The 14,927-nt window shown below is 65.8% G+C and carries 18 protein-coding genes; 10 read left to right on the forward strand and 8 right to left on the reverse strand.

The features are described from left to right. The 3 genes from BAC01S_RS09225 to BAC01S_RS09235 all read right to left on the reverse strand — a co-directional run bounded on the left by BAC01S_RS09225 (nt 1) and on the right by BAC01S_RS09235 (nt 2,853). Complete coding sequence (locus tag BAC01S_RS09225; protein ID WP_027794505.1) at nt 1-1,275, reverse strand: SUMF1/EgtB/PvdO family nonheme iron enzyme; 1,275 nt, start codon at nt 1,273-1,275, stop codon at nt 1-3. 177 nt (nt 1,276-1,452) lie between these two features. After that, on the reverse strand, nt 1,453-2,208 hold the full coding sequence (locus BAC01S_RS09230) for a helix-turn-helix domain-containing protein (protein WP_084168429.1): 756 nt from the start codon (nt 2,206-2,208) through the stop codon (nt 1,453-1,455). Nucleotides 2,209-2,388: 180 nt separating this feature from the next. After that, nucleotides 2,389-2,853, reverse strand: a complete 465-nt coding sequence (locus BAC01S_RS09235; RefSeq protein WP_027794507.1) for a universal stress protein — start codon at nt 2,851-2,853, stop codon at nt 2,389-2,391. Between the two features lie 319 nt (nt 2,854-3,172). Between BAC01S_RS09235 and BAC01S_RS09240 the strand changes: the two genes are divergently transcribed. Next, nucleotides 3,173-4,702, forward strand: a complete 1,530-nt coding sequence (locus BAC01S_RS09240; RefSeq protein WP_027794508.1) for an MFS transporter — start codon at nt 3,173-3,175, stop codon at nt 4,700-4,702. A 161-nt stretch (nt 4,703-4,863) separates the two neighbouring features. Here the strand turns inward: BAC01S_RS09240 and BAC01S_RS09245 are convergent, their stop codons facing one another. After that, on the reverse strand, nt 4,864-5,454 hold the full coding sequence (locus tag BAC01S_RS09245; protein ID WP_027794509.1) for an acyl-homoserine-lactone synthase: 591 nt from the start codon (nt 5,452-5,454) through the stop codon (nt 4,864-4,866). Between the two features lie 171 nt (nt 5,455-5,625). Between BAC01S_RS09245 and BAC01S_RS30765 the strand changes: the two genes are divergently transcribed. Then, on the forward strand, nt 5,626-5,949 hold the full coding sequence (locus tag BAC01S_RS30765; protein ID WP_043201705.1) for a helix-turn-helix domain-containing protein: 324 nt from the start codon (nt 5,626-5,628) through the stop codon (nt 5,947-5,949). Here BAC01S_RS30765 and BAC01S_RS09255 read toward each other — a convergent pair. After that, a complete protein-coding gene (locus BAC01S_RS09255) occupies nt 5,933-6,637 on the reverse strand; it encodes a helix-turn-helix transcriptional regulator (protein ID WP_027794511.1) in 705 nt (234 codons plus the stop codon). The genes BAC01S_RS30765 and BAC01S_RS09255 overlap by 17 nt on opposite strands. 346 nt (nt 6,638-6,983) lie before the next feature. Continuing rightward, nucleotides 6,984-7,346: a DUF3005 domain-containing protein gene (locus BAC01S_RS09260; RefSeq protein WP_084168432.1), complete on the reverse strand. Its 363-nt coding sequence runs from the start codon at nt 7,344-7,346 to the stop codon at nt 6,984-6,986. Between the two features lie 302 nt (nt 7,347-7,648). On the opposite strand from BAC01S_RS09260, the gene BAC01S_RS09265 reads away from it, so the two are divergent. Then, nucleotides 7,649-7,882: a hypothetical protein gene (locus BAC01S_RS09265; protein WP_027794513.1), complete on the forward strand. Its 234-nt coding sequence runs from the start codon at nt 7,649-7,651 to the stop codon at nt 7,880-7,882. A 139-nt stretch (nt 7,883-8,021) separates the two neighbouring features. Further along, nucleotides 8,022-8,951, forward strand: coding sequence for a serine O-acetyltransferase EpsC (gene epsC, locus BAC01S_RS09270; RefSeq protein WP_027794514.1), 930 nt, complete (start codon nt 8,022-8,024; stop codon nt 8,949-8,951). Between the two features lie 64 nt (nt 8,952-9,015). Here the strand turns inward: epsC and folE are convergent, their stop codons facing one another. Further along, nucleotides 9,016-9,684 carry a GTP cyclohydrolase I FolE gene (folE, locus tag BAC01S_RS09275; protein ID WP_027794515.1) on the reverse strand — a complete coding sequence of 223 codons (669 nt, stop codon included), beginning with the start codon at nt 9,682-9,684 and terminating at the stop codon, nt 9,016-9,018. A gap of 381 nt (nt 9,685-10,065) precedes the next feature. Here folE and BAC01S_RS09280 point away from each other — a divergent pair, with 381 nt between their 5' ends. From BAC01S_RS09280 to BAC01S_RS30770, 6 genes are all read left to right on the forward strand, one after another. Continuing rightward, entirely contained in the window at nt 10,066-10,767 is a 702-nt protein-coding gene (locus BAC01S_RS09280) for a 3-oxoacid CoA-transferase subunit A (RefSeq protein WP_027794516.1), read from the forward strand. A gap of 11 nt (nt 10,768-10,778) precedes the next feature. After that, nucleotides 10,779-11,438, forward strand: coding sequence for a 3-oxoacid CoA-transferase subunit B (locus BAC01S_RS09285; protein ID WP_027794517.1), 660 nt, complete (start codon nt 10,779-10,781; stop codon nt 11,436-11,438). A gap of 135 nt (nt 11,439-11,573) precedes the next feature. Then, nucleotides 11,574-12,953 (forward strand): 3-carboxy-cis,cis-muconate cycloisomerase, encoded by a 1,380-nt coding sequence (locus BAC01S_RS09290; RefSeq protein WP_027794518.1) that lies wholly within the window; start codon nt 11,574-11,576, stop codon nt 12,951-12,953. 5 nt (nt 12,954-12,958) lie between these two features. After that, nucleotides 12,959-13,750 (forward strand): 3-oxoadipate enol-lactonase, encoded by a 792-nt coding sequence (pcaD, locus tag BAC01S_RS09295; RefSeq protein ID WP_027794519.1) that lies wholly within the window; start codon nt 12,959-12,961, stop codon nt 13,748-13,750. Next, on the forward strand, nt 13,747-14,136 hold the full coding sequence (gene pcaC, locus BAC01S_RS09300) for a 4-carboxymuconolactone decarboxylase (RefSeq protein WP_027794520.1): 390 nt from the start codon (nt 13,747-13,749) through the stop codon (nt 14,134-14,136). The genes pcaD and pcaC overlap by 4 nt, the downstream gene beginning before the upstream one ends. Further along, nucleotides 14,058-14,411 carry a carboxymuconolactone decarboxylase family protein gene (locus tag BAC01S_RS30770; protein ID WP_407667914.1) on the forward strand — a complete coding sequence of 118 codons (354 nt, stop codon included), beginning with the start codon at nt 14,058-14,060 and terminating at the stop codon, nt 14,409-14,411. Before pcaC ends, BAC01S_RS30770 begins: the two co-directional genes overlap by 79 nt. A gap of 76 nt (nt 14,412-14,487) precedes the next feature. On the opposite strand, the gene BAC01S_RS09310 is transcribed toward BAC01S_RS30770, so the two are convergent. Then, a complete protein-coding gene (locus BAC01S_RS09310) occupies nt 14,488-14,736 on the reverse strand; it encodes a hypothetical protein (protein ID WP_027794522.1) in 249 nt (82 codons plus the stop codon). Nucleotides 14,737-14,927 lie beyond the last annotated feature (191 nt).

Genomic DNA, 14,927 nt, shown 5'->3' on the forward strand with positions numbered 1-14,927 from the left:
CTACTTCACACACCGGAACCCCGCATACACATACTGATACCTCGGCTGAAACCAGTTGCGGAATGTCGGCCGCAGCATGCAAGCCGCCGTTCGCGGGGATCCCCCTTTCATCGCGTAGTGCTGGCCGTCGAAGAAATTCGCCGAGTAACCCTCATAGAAGGGAAATGCCGTGAAGCCGGGCAACGGTCCGAATACCGACGAGGTCCATTCCCAGCCATTGCCATACAAACCTTCCACGCCCCATGTGCTCGCGCTATCGGGCGTCGCGTCCACGGCAACGGGGTCCCAGCTGCGGAAATCGAAATTGTCGGTCGTGCCAGGCAGGGCGCCATGTGCCGCCCGCTGCCACTGCGCCTCGCTCGGCAGATGGGCTCCGCGCCAGCGCGCGAACGCACTCGCCTCCGCGTGGCTCACGTACACGGGCCAGGCGAGCGGCAGTGGAATATCGTCGAACATGGTCCGCAGGCGCCATTGCCCCTCGTCATGCGACCAGAACACCGGATGCGCGACGCCTTGCGCCTCTTTCCATGCCCAGTCGGCATCGTTCCACCAGGTCCTGTTGCGATAGCCTCCGTTTTCGAGGAACGTCAGATATGCGCCGTTGGTGACCATGTAGCGGTCGATCTCGAAGGCCGGAAGCTCCACCTGCTGTTCGCCGAATTCGTTGTCCCAACCGAACAAGCCGTGTTCCGGTGTCATCCCGAGCTCGGTACGGCCCGCCGGCACGGGCACCATCGAAGACGTTACGGTGTACAGATGATCGGGCAAGGCGCACGTCGCGGCGAGTGCCTGCTTCTGGTCGAGCGGCAACTGGTGGAGCATGTAGGCGAGCGTTTCGACGTGCATGAGCCGATGCTCGATCGCCACGCTGAGCAGTTGGCCGGGGCCGGCGTGATGCGAGACATCGGGAGGCAGATCGAGCGCGGCGAGCCGTTCGTCGATGCGCGCGCGGTTCGCGTGCGCATAGTCGCGTATTTCGGCGAGGCGAGGCCAGTCCTCCGGCATGTCGGTAGGCAGCATGCCGTCGACAGGATCGATGCCGAAGGCGAACAGCCGGTCCAGCCGGGGATCGACGGGGGGCAGGTCGAACAGGCGCTGGTCGAAGAGATTGCGGTCGAATGCTTCGAGATGGCCGATATAGAAGACGATCCGGTGCCGTTCGCCTATCGGCCGCCCGTAGAGAAACTCGGGCTTGACGATATCGAATAGCGCGTCGCTGGCGGCGCGGGCGGCGATGAGGCGCTCGCCGAGCGTGGGAGCGGGCGGGAGAGGCATGATGGCGATTCTCCGTGCGAGAGCGGTGTTCGAGACTTTACCGCTGTCGCAGGAGTCATGCCACGGCGCGACCGGATGCCGGCAGGAAGGGCGGGGGAAAGGGAGAAGGACTGCTGCTGACCGCACCCGGCCCGGCGCACCGGACTTCCCGGCGCGCAGGCGAGGGCGGCGCGATGCTCAGACGTGGCGCAACCCTTCGAGATCGAGAATGCGAATGAGCTTGCCTTGTGCGTCGATCAGGCCGCGCTTCTGAAATCTTGACAGGGTGCGGCTTACCGTCTCGAGCGTCATGCCGAGATAGCTGCCCATGTCGTCGCGCGTCATGCGCAGATTGAATTCGGCGTGCGAATAGCCGCGCTGGCCGTTGCGGTCCGATACGTCGAGCAGGAAGGCTGCGACACGCTCGTCGGCCGAGAGCGAGCCGAGCACCATCATCTGGGACGACTCCCGGTACAACTGCTCGCTCATCAGCCGGTGCAGGCGGTCCTGCATCGCGCCGGTTTCACGGCACAGATGCTTGAGCGCGGGGTACGGGACGATGCAAACGGAACTGTCTTCGAGCGCCACGGCCGAGCAGGTGTAGTTCTCGGTGCTGATGCCGTCGAGGCCGAGCGGGTCGCCGGCGAGACGCAGGCTCGTCACCTGCTCGCGCCCGTCACGGTGGGCCATGACCGTCTTGAGCGAGCCGGAACGAACGGCGTAGAGATTGTCGAACGGATCGCCCGCGCGGTAGAGCGCCTCGCCGCGTCGCACGCTGCGTGCGCTGCAGATAAGGGCTTCGATCTTGGGCATGTCGTCGGCATTGAGGCCTTGCGGCATGCAGAGGTGACGCATCGCACAACTGGAGCAGCGGGCCGAGCTACGAGGACTGGCTGCAGACGCACGATTCGCGCGGCGTGCAGCGGTATGAGAGACGACGGTTGGCGTTAGCATCTGCCTGCTCCTGTTATTTGTGCTGGAGCATTGTCCCATCGTGTTTCAGACTTGAATTGGCGGCAAAATGACGCGCTTTTGAGATCGATGTCTTTGCGCGTCGTCAGAGGCCGCGCGCGTCAAGGGATACGCGCAAGCAGCCTCTTGTCAAGCATCAAGTTTTGGACCGCTATCTTTTTATTATGCGGCTACCGTTGTGCCGGCCGCGGACGGAATCAGCAGGACCGGGAGCGTCGACTGGCGCACGCAACGCTCGGCCACGCTGCCGAGAATGAGCCGTTGGAACCCGCGGCGGCCATGGGTGCCCATCACGATCAGATCGGCGCCGGCCGTCTTCGCGGCGTTCAGCACGAGCGTGGGGACGTCGTCGAGCGACGACGCCTCGCCCGTAAGCATGTCGCCATTCACGCCGCACTCACGCATGGTGCCGGTCAGCTGCGCCGCAAGCTCGTTGCCCTGCGCGATCATCTGGTTGCGCAGGATGGACGGGTCGTAACCGGGCGCGTCGAAATACATCGGCGTGTTTTCGATCACGTAGTAAGGCTGCAGGGTTGCGTTCGTCGCTTTCGCGAGTTCGAGCGCTGCTTCGAAGGCTCTCCGCGACGTGTCGCTGCCGTCGACCGCGACGAGGATGCGTTTGTACATGGAACCTCCGCTTGGGTGAGATTGGAACGTGCGCGGCTTCGGCTTCGCGTGACGGCACAGCCCGGCAAGGCCCGCGATGCGTTGGCCGGGCCAACTGATCTGACAGAAAGTCTAAACGATTGACGCAAAAAATGCGGGCCAGTTGTATGAGAAATGGAAGCGACCGGAAGGAAGATCAAGAAATGGACGTCGGACAGAGGCTTGCGGAGGCTCTCCCGTCTCGCTATCGTGGCGACTCTTTCGCTGCGCCACGCCTCTTTCGATTCCTGCCGTGACTTCCGCTTCCCCCTCTCTGTCGTTTCGCGACGCGCTTCTCGCCATGCTCGGCATCGGGCTCGTCAACATGCTGGTCGCGCTCGACCAGACCGTCGTCAGCACGGCGTTGCCGTCCATCGTCGCCGAACTGCATGGTTTCGAGTTTTATGCCTGGATCGCGAGTGCCTATCTGCTGGCTTCGGTCGTGACCGTGCCGGTGTTCGGCCGTCTTGGCGACTACTTCGGGCGCAAGCGGTTCGTGATTGCCGCCGTGATCGTATTCACGGCGGCCTCGGTCCTGTGCGGGCTGGCCACGGGCATGCGCTTTCTTGCCGTGGCGCGCGCACTGCAAGGTGTCGGCGGGGGGATGATGGTGGGCACGGCGTTCGCCTCGATCCCCGATCTCTTTCCCGACCCGCGTGCCCGCGTGCGCTGGCAGGTCGTCATGGCGGCCGCGTATGGCATCGGCACGGCGGCGGGGCCATCGCTGGGCGGGTGGCTTAGCGAGCACTTCGGCTGGCGTTCGACGTTTCTCGTCAATCTGCCGGTCGGCGCGCTCGCACTGTATTTCATCTGGGCGCATCTGCCCGCCTACCGGCCCGCCCGCACGGGCGAGGTACGCATCGACTGGGCCGGTGCGGCACTCGTCGCGCTCGTACTGGGTTGCTTCCAGACCCTGATCGAAGCCGTGCCGAAAGACGGCTTGAGCGCGACCAGCCTCGCGCTCGCCGCCGTGGTCGTGGCCGGCGCCGCGGCGCTCCTCGTCTGCGAGCGGCGCGCGACGCATCCCATGATTCCGCTCGATCTCTTTCGCGATCCGCAACTCGTCACCTTGTTTATGCTCTCCACGCTGTCCGGCTTCGTGATGTTTTCGCTGATCTTCTTCGCGCCGCTGCTGCTGCAAGGCGGTTTCGGCCTCTCGCCGCAGGAAGCCGGGCTGCTCGCGACGCCGATTGCCGCCTGCATCGCGCTCGGCAGCGTGATCAATACGCGCATCGTGATCCGTTTGCCGAAGCCGACGGCGATCCTCACGGTCGGCTTCGGCCTGCTCGTGATCGCTTCGGCAAGCCTTGCGTTCGCGACGCTGCGCACGCCGCACCTGTGGCTCGAGCTGGCGATGTCGGCGGTCGGCATCGGGCTCGGTTTCATCCTCAACAACCTGAATGTGTTCGGGCAGGAGATTGCCGGGCGTGAGCGTTTCGGCATCACGACCGCGCTGCTGCAATCCACCCGGATGGTGGGTGGCATGTTAGGCACCAGCATTGTCGCGACGATCGTCAATCATCGCTACGCGGCGGGCGTGAGCGACGCGCTGGCGGTGCTGGGCGCGCCGCTGCAGGCGCGCTGGCGGCCGCAACTGGCCGATCCGCGCGTGCTGGTCGATCCGGCGTTGCGCGACACGCTCGTCGCCCAGCTGAAAGCCGCCGGGCTCGACGGGGCGGGGCTCATGGAGGCGGTGCGCCACATACTCGTCGATGCCATTCATCTTGGCATTGGGCTAACGGGCGTCGCCGCGCTCGCGGCGGCGCTGCTCGTGCGGCGGATCTCACATATCCGCTTCGGCCGCGCGGCATCGGCGCCTAAAACCCCTTGAACCCGCTGAAACCCGCTGAAGCGGCGGGCGGCGGCTCTGTATCGGATGGGTTGCGCTGGCGACCGTTGGCGGCAGTCACTTCAGACACCATCCTCGGACAAAACGCATAAGCCTCGCGGCCCGATGCAGGCGCTGCGGGGCCGGCCGATCGGGTCCGACGTTCAGGCGGCGCTCGCCATCTGCCCGAACATGGCCGTATGGGTCTGCTGGCTCATGGCGATATCGAGCGCGACGGCGTTCTCCACGCCGATCCGCTGGGGTTGCCCGAGGCGCTTGATCTCCATGCCGGTGCGGCGCAGCATCCGCTCGATCGGGGTGGTTGTCACCGTAACGTAGCGTTGGATGCCCATGCGGTCGGCGAAGGTGATGGCCGAGCGGATGGCCTGCGAGGTGAGGTCGGCGAAACCGAATGCGTGGTCGTTGTCCGATTCGATCGCAAAGCGGCTCAGCTCCCAGATCTGACGGTCGGCGGGAGCGCTCTCGCCCTGCAGAAGCTGGGCAAAGGTGTCGCGCAACATGTTGGGGCCTTCCGTGGGCATCAGGCGCCAGCAGCCGCGCACACGGCCGGAAGGCTCCTGGATCAGCATGTAATGGGGCCCGAGCGCGTCATAACCATCGACTTCCATGCCGGCGATGGTGGGCACGTCCCAGCCAAGGCGGTCGCGGAAAACGCGGGCGCGCAGTCGGTACATCTCGTTGACGTCTTCGTTATTGAAATCCTGTCTTTGTCCTATCCGGATAACAGCTTGCATGGCTTTCTCCCGGTTGCGTGTAGGAAGTACAGCAGTACCGATCGAAAGCTATGCGTTTTGGGTACAAAAGAACACCTATCCAGATAGGTAGGTGCGCGGAGAGGGTCAGTTCTGGAGAATGGCTTCGGCGGCAGTCACTCACCAGGCATAACTCTGAGAGCGAGAAACACCATGGAACTTCTGGATCATCAATGGCATATGGGTGCGCATACGCAGTCGCTTCCGTCAGGCGAGCTGTCGTCGGCAATCGACCGCGTCCTGATCATTGCGTATCGCAAGAAGAAAAAAGAAAGCCAGCGCCGTTTCTGGGCCCGCTTCGGGGTTACCCAGTCGCGCGGCAGCCGGTTCGAATCGGGCGCGGAAATTCCGCCGCCGGTCTCGATTCTGCTCGGCCTTTATTTCAACAAGACGATTTCGGACGGCGATCTCGGCCGTGCCGAGCGCGTCCTGCGTCGCGCCGACCTGCCGATCACGGCGCTCAGCCCGGGTCAATAAGCCCCATCTGGGTCGCGATCACGGCTGCCGCGCGCCGTGAATTGACGCCGAACTTCGCACGAATGTTCTTCATGTGGAAGTTCACGACGGCTTCCGAGCAGTTCAGAATGTGCGAAATCTCCCAGGTGGATTTGCCGAGGGCGGTCCACTTGAGGCATTCCTTTTCGCGCGGCGTAAGCTTGGGGATCAGCGACTGCACGTGATCGTTCAGGTGCCGCTGGCTCGTGTCGAGCACGAGATCGCGCAGCAGCACGAGATTCGGCAGGGCGCGGTCGACGTCCTGCCAGAACTGCTCGGTCGGATTCGTGTCGTTGACGAAGCAAAGCATGCCGATTTCCTGGCGCGGCCCGTGGATCGGCAGCGTGATGCCCGCACGCAGTCCGTAGGATCGGGCCTCCTCGTACATCGTCTGCTGCTGCTCGCTGGCAAAGAGAGCAGGCGACCAGATCAGCGGCGCCGAGCGCGTCGTGCAATGCGCAACGGTCGGATCGAAATACGCCATGTTGTGGTCGTTGTACGTCTGCCGCCAGGCGCTGGCGTAGTTCGTGCGGATGAACGCGTCCTCGAGCCGCATTCCCGGGCGCGGCAGGATCGCCATCAAGATCTGGCTGAATCCCCATGAGCTGGCGAGCCGGGTCACCGCCTCGAACCACGCGGCCTCTCCTGGCGCGTCGAGTACGGGCGACATCTGCTCGATGAAATGTAGAGGCACTTCAAGACTCTCCGTCGGCGCTGGGCCAGATCGCAAGTCGAGCCCTGGCGAGATTCGGCCTCGCTTCTTATGATGTAACAATTTATCACTAAATCTCGCCCTCATTGTTTTTCCCTGGCGCCAAGTCCGGAAACCGAAAGGGGAATGACGGTGGGCGAGACGCAGAAGTGTTGGGCCGGTTTTATGTTTAACGGCCCGAGAGGGCAAAGCCTGTATCGTCTGCTGCCGCGCACAGCACGACACCCGCCAGCCGCCCATAGCGTGTAGTCCATAGGCAGGCATGGGGCCACGAGGGTCCCTTGCTGGCGCGGTTCGGGGCGCATCAGCCCTTGCGCTGCAGCTCGACGATGCGCGTAGGCCGCAGGTGATTGAGCGAATAGTGGAGCCGGCCGGGGCTGCGCCGCGTGCCGGGCGGCCGCGTGTCGACGAACTGCCAGTCGAAGTCGTAAGGCGTAAGCGGGGCGGCCATGCCCTTGTCCAGCATCTCGTAGCCGGGCGTAAGCGCGAACAGCAGATGATGGCCGCCCCTGCGGCTGTCGAAGCCCCCAAGACCGTCGCCGGCTTCCGGCACGCTGTTGTCGAGCGTTGCGTCGCTCGTCGTCACCTCGTCGGGGCTCATGCCGGCGTTGGCGATCCGCGCCGCCAGCTCGCGGCGTTGCTCGACGGCGTCGTCTCTGCGGTTCATGGTGCGTCCTCCAGGGAGGTTGCGGGTTGGCCGCGGTGCGGGCAGCCGCGCCCCGCGCGTTGCCTCATGGCCTGAAACGGGCCGCAAAGCAAGGCGAACGCCCAGGGAAACGGCTCCAGCGATTTAACCTTTTTTAGTTTGGATCGCGCTTTTTCCTCGGAGTATGATCCTCTTTCAACGAGTTGGCGCGCTATCAATCAACGGCCTCGACAGGCGGCCGTGCCGTGGCTTTGCCGCATGATCCTGGACGCGCCCGCCGATAACGGAAAAACGGAAGAGGCAGTCAGGGGCGGATGACACACATGCACTTCGACGCTGCATTCACGCATCGCGGCTATTTGCTCAATTGCGCGCCGGCGCGCACGGGCGATGGCAGCTGGCAACCCTATGTGGTGATTTCCCGTTCGAGCGACGGCGAACTGGTTGCCAACCGGTTCTTTCCCGCAGAGCTGCGCTTTCCCGACGAGGCTACCGCCATTGCGCACGCGCGCGACTGGGCGGTGCGCTGGATCGACGCCAGCAGCGTGCCGCTCTAGCGCACGGCCAGGCCCGGCCGCAGACCTCGGCAAGCGAAGGCACCCGGCCAGGGGCGCCTCGGCGAACTCGTGCAAAACGCGGTAATCTTTGGGGTCCGTACATCTCACCGGCGGCCCGCGCCGCCGCGCCCGCTTGACCATGTCAAATGCCGCTACCCCCGACTGGGGACTCGAACAGATCGTCGCCGCCCTGCGTGCGTCGCGTGAGCAACTGCACCGCACGCGCCATCCGCTCGGCATTCGCGAGCTGCCTTCGCGCGATGCCGTCGTCAGCATCGTCGCGGGCCTGCGCGCGGCGCTCTTCCCGACGCATTACGGCGCGCCCGATCTCACCGACGAAAGCGTGGACTACTACGTCGGCCACACGCTAGAAAGCACGCTGCGCCTGCTCGCGGAGCAGATTCGCCGCGCGTTGCGTTTCCTGCCGGAGAATGCCGACGTCGGCGAGGAGATCCTGCGGGCCCGTGCATTCGAGGTGGCGCGCGAGTTCGGCCGCCAGTTGCCCGGCATCCGCGCGCTGCTGGTCAGCGACATTCAGGCGGCCTTCTCCGGCGATCCGGCCGCGCAGCACATCACCGAAATCCTGCTCTGCTATCCCGGCGTCTGGGCGATGACGCATCATCGGCTCGCCCATGCGCTGCACCGGCTCGGCGTGCCGCTGCTCGCACGCTTCATCAACGAGATCGCCCATTCGCTGACGGGCATCGACATTCACCCCGGCGCGCAGATCGGCCCGAGCTTCTTCATCGACCACGGCACGGGCGTCGTGATCGGCGAAACCGCGATCATCGGCGAGCGCGTGCGTCTTTATCAGGCCGTGACGCTCGGTGCGAAGAGCTTTGCCACCGACCAGGACGGTACCCTCGTCAAGGGCAACGCGCGTCATCCGATCGTCGAGGACGACGTGGTGATCTACGCCGGCGCCACCATCCTCGGCCGCGTGACGATCGGGCGTGGCTCGGTGATCGGCGGCAATGTGTGGCTCACGCATAGCGTGCCGCCCGGCAGCAGCGTGCGCCAGGGCAAGATTCGCGAGGCCGAGCGCGGCGAGGAAGGGCCGCAGAAGTAAGGGATGCCGCGCGGGGATGCCGTGAGCGGCGTCCCCGTGTCGTCTATCGGTTTTACGATCGGCTTTACGTATTGGAGAGGCTCATTGCCGCCGGGTTGCCGACGATGGCGAGAAATTCGCGGCGCGTGGACGGGTCGGAGCGGAACGTGCCCAGCATGCGCGAGGTGACCATCTCCACGCCGGCTTTGTGCACGCCGCGCGTCGACATGCATTGATGCGCCGCCTCGAGGATCACGCCCACCCCCTTGGGTTGCAGCACCTCGTTGAGCGTATCGGCGATCTGCGCCGTCATCTTTTCCTGGATCTGCAGGCGTTTTGCGAAGGCGTCCACGAGGCGCGCGAGCTTCGAGATGCCCACCACGCGATGCTCGGGCAGATAGGCCACGTGCGCGCGGCCGATGATGGGCACCATGTGATGCTCGCAGTAGCTTTCGAAACGAATGTCCTTCAGGACGATCATCTCGTCATAGCCGTCCACTTCCGAAAACGTGCGCGACAGAATCTCGCGCGGGTCCACTTCGTAGCCCGCGAAGAACTCCTCGTAGGCGCGCACCACGCGCGCGGGCGTGTCGATGAGGCCTTCGCGCGTGGGGTCGTCGCCGGCCCAGCGCAATAGCACCCGCACGGCATCTTCGGCCTCGCCTCGCGAAGGGCGCGTGGGGCGGGCCACGGCTGCGGCGGTGGGTTGCGACTTGCTTTTCTTCGTCTTGCCTGCGTTTTTTCCGTCGCTCATGCAATCGGCTCCTGTCATGTGGCCGGGCGCGGCCAGGACGCCCGCGGCGCGCACCACGAGCGAGCATTGTTTCATGTTTTATGCGGGACCGTGCAGGGTGGACACGATTTGCGCCGGCCGTTCGCTGCCGGGCGTATTGTCTCAACTGCGGTCTCAACTGCGGTCTCAACTGCGGTTTCAACTGCGGTGTTAGCTGCTGCGGCGCCGGCCAGGTGCCGTACCGCCGGCCCGCAACCCCAGGTGACGCACGCCTTGACAACGCGCCTTAACGGCTCCGATAATGCGCCAAGCGTTCGCTAAACGAATCAGTGTTCGCATTTAGAACTTTCGCGATCGAGTGGCAGGCACATGTCGCCGGGCGCCCCGCTTTCAGGAAGAGGCATGATCAACAAGATTTTCGACTCGCTTCAAGCCGCCGTCGCCGACGTGCATGACGGCGCCACGGTGATGATCGGCGGCTTCGGCACGGCCGGCATGCCGGCAGAACTGATCGACGCGCTCATCGAGCAGGGCGCCCGCGATCTCACCATCGTCAACAACAATGCCGGCAACGGCGACACGGGCCTTGCCGCGCTGCTCAAGGCAAAGCGTGTGCGCAAGATCATCTGCTCGTTCCCGCGCCAGACCGACTCGTATGTCTTCGACGCGCTCTACCGCGCCGGCGAGATCGAGCTCGAACTCGTGCCGCAGGGCAATCTCGCCGAGCGCATCCGCGCGGCGGGTGCCGGCATCGGCGGCTTCTTCACCCCCACGGGCTATGGCACGAAGCTGGCCGAAGGCAAGGAAACGCGCCTCATCGACGGCCGCCATTACGTGCTGGAGTCGCCGCTCCATGCCGACTTCGCGCTGATCAAGGCGTACAAGGGCGACCGCTGGGGCAATCTGGTCTACCGCAAGACCGCGCGCAACTTCGGCCCGATCATGGCGAGCGCGGCGAAAGTCGCCATTGCCCAGGTGTCGGACGTCGTGCCGCTCGGCGAGCTCGACCCCGAGGTGATCGTCACGCCCGGCATTTTCGTTCAACGTGTCGTCGAAGTGCCGCAGCCGGCGCACCAGACGCAGCGAGCCGAGCAGGCGGCCTGAGGAGACAAGCCATGAAACGACTGAATCGCGACGAAATGGCCCAGCGCGTGGCCGCGGACATTCCCGAAGGCGCCTACGTGAACCTCGGCATCGGCGTGCCGACGCTGGTGGCCAACCACCTCGATCCGCACAAGGAAATCTTCCTGCACAGCGAAAACGGTCTGCTCGGCATGGGCCCGGCGCCGGCGCCCGGCGAGGAAGACGACGAGCTCATCAACGCGGGCAAGCAGCACGTCACGCTGCTGACCGGCGGCGCCTACTTCCATCACGCGGATTCGTTCGCGATGATGCGCGGCGGCCATCTCGACTACTGCGTGCTAGGCGCGTTCCAGGTCTCGGCGAAGGGCGATCTCGCGAACTGGCACACGGGGGCGCCGGACGCGATTCCGGCCGTCGGCGGTGCGATGGACCTCGCCATCGGCGCGAAACAGGTCTTCGTGATGATGGAGCTTCTGACCAAGCAGGGCGAAAGCAAGCTCGTTGCCGAATGCTCCTATCCCGTGACCGGCGTGCAGTGCGTGGACCGCATCTATACCGACATCGCCGTGTTCGACGTGACCGGCGATGGTCTCGCCGTGCGCGAGATCTATTCGGACATCGACTTCGACGCGCTGCAGAAGCTCGCCGGCGTGCCGCTGATCGATGCGACCGGAACGCGTCGCGCGGCCTGATTTTGCGACCCGAGTTCGCGGCATGCGCTCAAGCTTGACGGCATGGCGCGGCATCCGGCGGCACCTGCCGCGCGGGCGCCGCGCCATGTGCGCATTGCGGCCGCTTCCAAGGCCCGATACCTTTTTGCCTGCCCTATGACTGAACGCCTCACGAGCCTGATCTGCGGAACCGAACCGATGAACGCGGTCTGGTCGCCGCGCGCAACGTTGCAACGGATGCTCGACGTCGAGGCGGCGCTCGCACGCGCGTCGGCGGCCCATGGCGTGATTCCGCGCACGGCCGTGGCCGCGATCGCCGAGGCCTGCCAGGCCGACCGCCTCGACGCCGGGGCGCTCGCACGCGACGCCGCGCTGGGCGGCAATCTCGCCATTCCGCTCGTCAAGCAGTTGACGGCGCGCGTCAAGGATATCGATCCCGAAGCCTCGAAGTACGTGCACTGGGGCGCGACGAGCCAGGACATCATCGATACGGCGACCGTGCTGCAATTGCGCGACTCGCTGGCGCTGATCGAAGCCGGACTCGATGCGCTCTGCGCGACGCTCGCGGGCCTCGCGCGCGCGCACCGCTCGACGCCCGCCGTGGGCCGCACCTGGCTCCAGCAGGCGCTGCCGGTCACGCTGGGCCTGAAGTTCGCACAGTGGCTCGATGCGTTGCTGCGCCACCGCGAACGGCTCGCCGCGCTGCGCGAGCATGCGCTCGTCCTGCAGTTCGGCGGCGCGGCCGGCACGCTCGCGAGCCTGCGCGCCGCGGCGGCAGACGTGAGCGCAACGCTCGCGCAGGAGCTGGCGCTCGCGCAACCCACGCTGCCGTGGCACACGCAGCGCGACCGCATCGCCGAAGCGGCCGCTTTCTTCGGCATGCTGATCGGCACGCTCGGCAAGATCGCGCGCGACATTTCGCTGCAGATGCAGACCGAAGTGGGCGAGCTGGCCGAGCCGGCGGCGGCGGGCAAGGGCGGTTCTTCGACGATGCCGCACAAGCGCAATCCCGTGGGCTGCGCGGCCGTGCTGACCGCCGCGGCGCGTGCGCCCGGCCTCGTCGCCACGGTGTTCGGCGGCATGGTGCAGGAGCACGAGCGCGCGCTCGGCGGCTGGCAGGCCGAGTGGGACGCGCTGCCCGACCTCGCGCGCCTCGCGGGCGGCGCGCTCGCCCATATCGGCCAGATCGCGGGCGGGCTCGAAGTGCGGCCCGAGCGTCTCGCGGCCAATCTCGACGCCACGCAGGGGCTGATTCTCGGCGAGGCGGTCATGCTCGCGCTCGGCGACGCCATCGGCCGGCTCGATGCACATCACCTCGTCGAGCAGGCTTCGAAGACGGCCGTGCAGACCGGCCGCACGCTCTACGACGTGCTCGCGGCCAACCCCGCCGTCACGCAACATCTGGATGCCGCGCGCCTCAAGGCGCTGCTCGACCCGGCCAACTACACGGGCGAGGCGCATGCCTTCGTCGACGCGGTGCTCGCGTCGAACGCGAAGCGCGCCGCCCCTTCTTCATCGCAGACTCACGAGGAGTAACCCGCATGCCTTATGCAGCCGTCAACGGCACGAAGCTGTTCTACCGCATCGACGGCGCGACGGACGGCGCCGCGCCCTGGCTGGTTCTGTCGAATTCGCTGGGCAGCGACGTGTCGATGTGGACGCCGCAGCTCGTCGCATTCTCGAAGCACTTTCGCGTGCTGCGCTACGACACGCGCGGCCATGGACACTCGGACGTGCCGCCGGGACCGTACACCATCGAGCAGCTCACGGGCGACGTGATCGGCCTGATGGACCACCTCGGCATCGAGCGCTCGCACTTTGCGGGCCTTTCGATGGGCGGCCTGACCGGCGTAGGTCTCGGCGCGCGCTACGCGAGCCGCATCGACCGTCTCGTGCTGTGCAACACGGCCGCGAAGATCGGCTCGCCCGAGGTGTGGGTGCCGCGCGCGGCGAAAGCGCGCAACGAGGGGATGCGCGCGCTCGCCGACGCAGTGCTGCCGCGCTGGTATACAGCCGGATTCATGGAGCGCAATCCGCTCGTGATCGACCAGGCGCGCGACGTGTTCGTGCACACCGACAACGAAGGTTACGCGTCGAACTGCGACGCCATCAACGCCGCGGACCTGCGCGGCGAGGCCGGCTCGATCACCGCGCCGACGCTCGTGATTTCCGGCACGCACGATCTCGCCGCCACGCCGGCGCAGGGCCGCGAGCTCGCGGAGTCGGTGCCGGGCGCGCGCTACGTGGAGCTCGACGCTTCGCACATCTCGAACGTCGAACTGGCCGGGCCGTTCACGAAGACCGTCGCCGATTTCCTGCTGGAGGCACGATGACCGAAGACGAGCGCTACGAAGCCGGGATGACGGTACGGCGTGCGGTGCTGGGCGACGCCCATGTCGACCGTTCGATCGCGAACCGCACGGAACTCACCGAAGAGTTCCAGAAGCTCATCACGCGCTATGCGTGGGGCGAGATCTGGACGCGCGAGGGCCTGCCGCGCCACACGCGCAGTCTCCTGACGATCGCGATGATGGTCGCGCTCAACCGCAGCGAGGAACTCGCGCTGCATCTGCGCTCCGCGAAGAACAATGGGGTGACGCGCGAGGAGATCAAGGAAGTGCTGCTGCAGACGGCGATCTATTGCGGGGTGCCTGCGGCGAACTCGGCGTACCACCTGGCCGACCGCATTTTCCGCGAGGAAGACGGCGCGCAGAGCTGAGCGCACCGGCCAGCTATGCGTGGGGCGAGATCTGGACGCGCGAGGGCCTGCCGCGCCACACGCGCAGTCTCCTGACGATCGCGATGATGGTCGCGCTCAACCGCAGCGAGGAACTCGCGCTGCATCTGCGCTCCGCGAAGAACAATGGGGTGACGCGCGAGGAGATCAAGGAAGTGCTGCTGCAGACGGCGATCTATTGCGGGGTGCCTGCGGCGAACTCGGCGTACCACCTGGCCGACCGCATTTTCCGCGAGGAAGACGGCGCGCAGAGCTGAGCGCACCGGCCAGGCGCGGGCGCTCCGGCGCCGGCACCGGGTTGAAAAGGCATGTATAAGCCCGAGCGCCAGGGCCTTATTCTTCGGGCTCGCCTTCGGCGACGTAGCGGCGCAGCGTGGCGAGCAGGGCGGCTTCTTCGGCGCGCGTCGCGGCGTCGCTGGCGGACCCGGCTTCACGCTCCTCGCCGAACATCGAGGCCGGCGCGTCGAAGGTCTCGACTTCCTGCCCCTCGCGAAACACGCGGATTTCGCGCGTGTTCGTGAAGTATTCGGCTACCCAGTGGACGCCTTCGATATGCGTCCCTACGCGGATCGGTGTCTTCATCGGTCCATTCTCCACGAGCCGCACCACGGCGGCGTTGCATCCATCGATAATCGAAAGATACGCCGTTGGCGCGGGTCGTGCCGTCATTTCTGGGCCGTCGTCGGAACCGGTGCGGCAGCTAAAACGAAAAGCGGCCCGCTTCGGTGATTCGTTGCGGACCGCCTGGCTCGTGCGGGAGAACCGTTCGCGCC

The sequence above is a fragment of the Paraburkholderia acidipaludis NBRC 101816 genome (assembly GCF_000684975.1).
Taxonomy (GTDB): domain Bacteria; phylum Pseudomonadota; class Gammaproteobacteria; order Burkholderiales; family Burkholderiaceae; genus Paraburkholderia; species Paraburkholderia acidipaludis.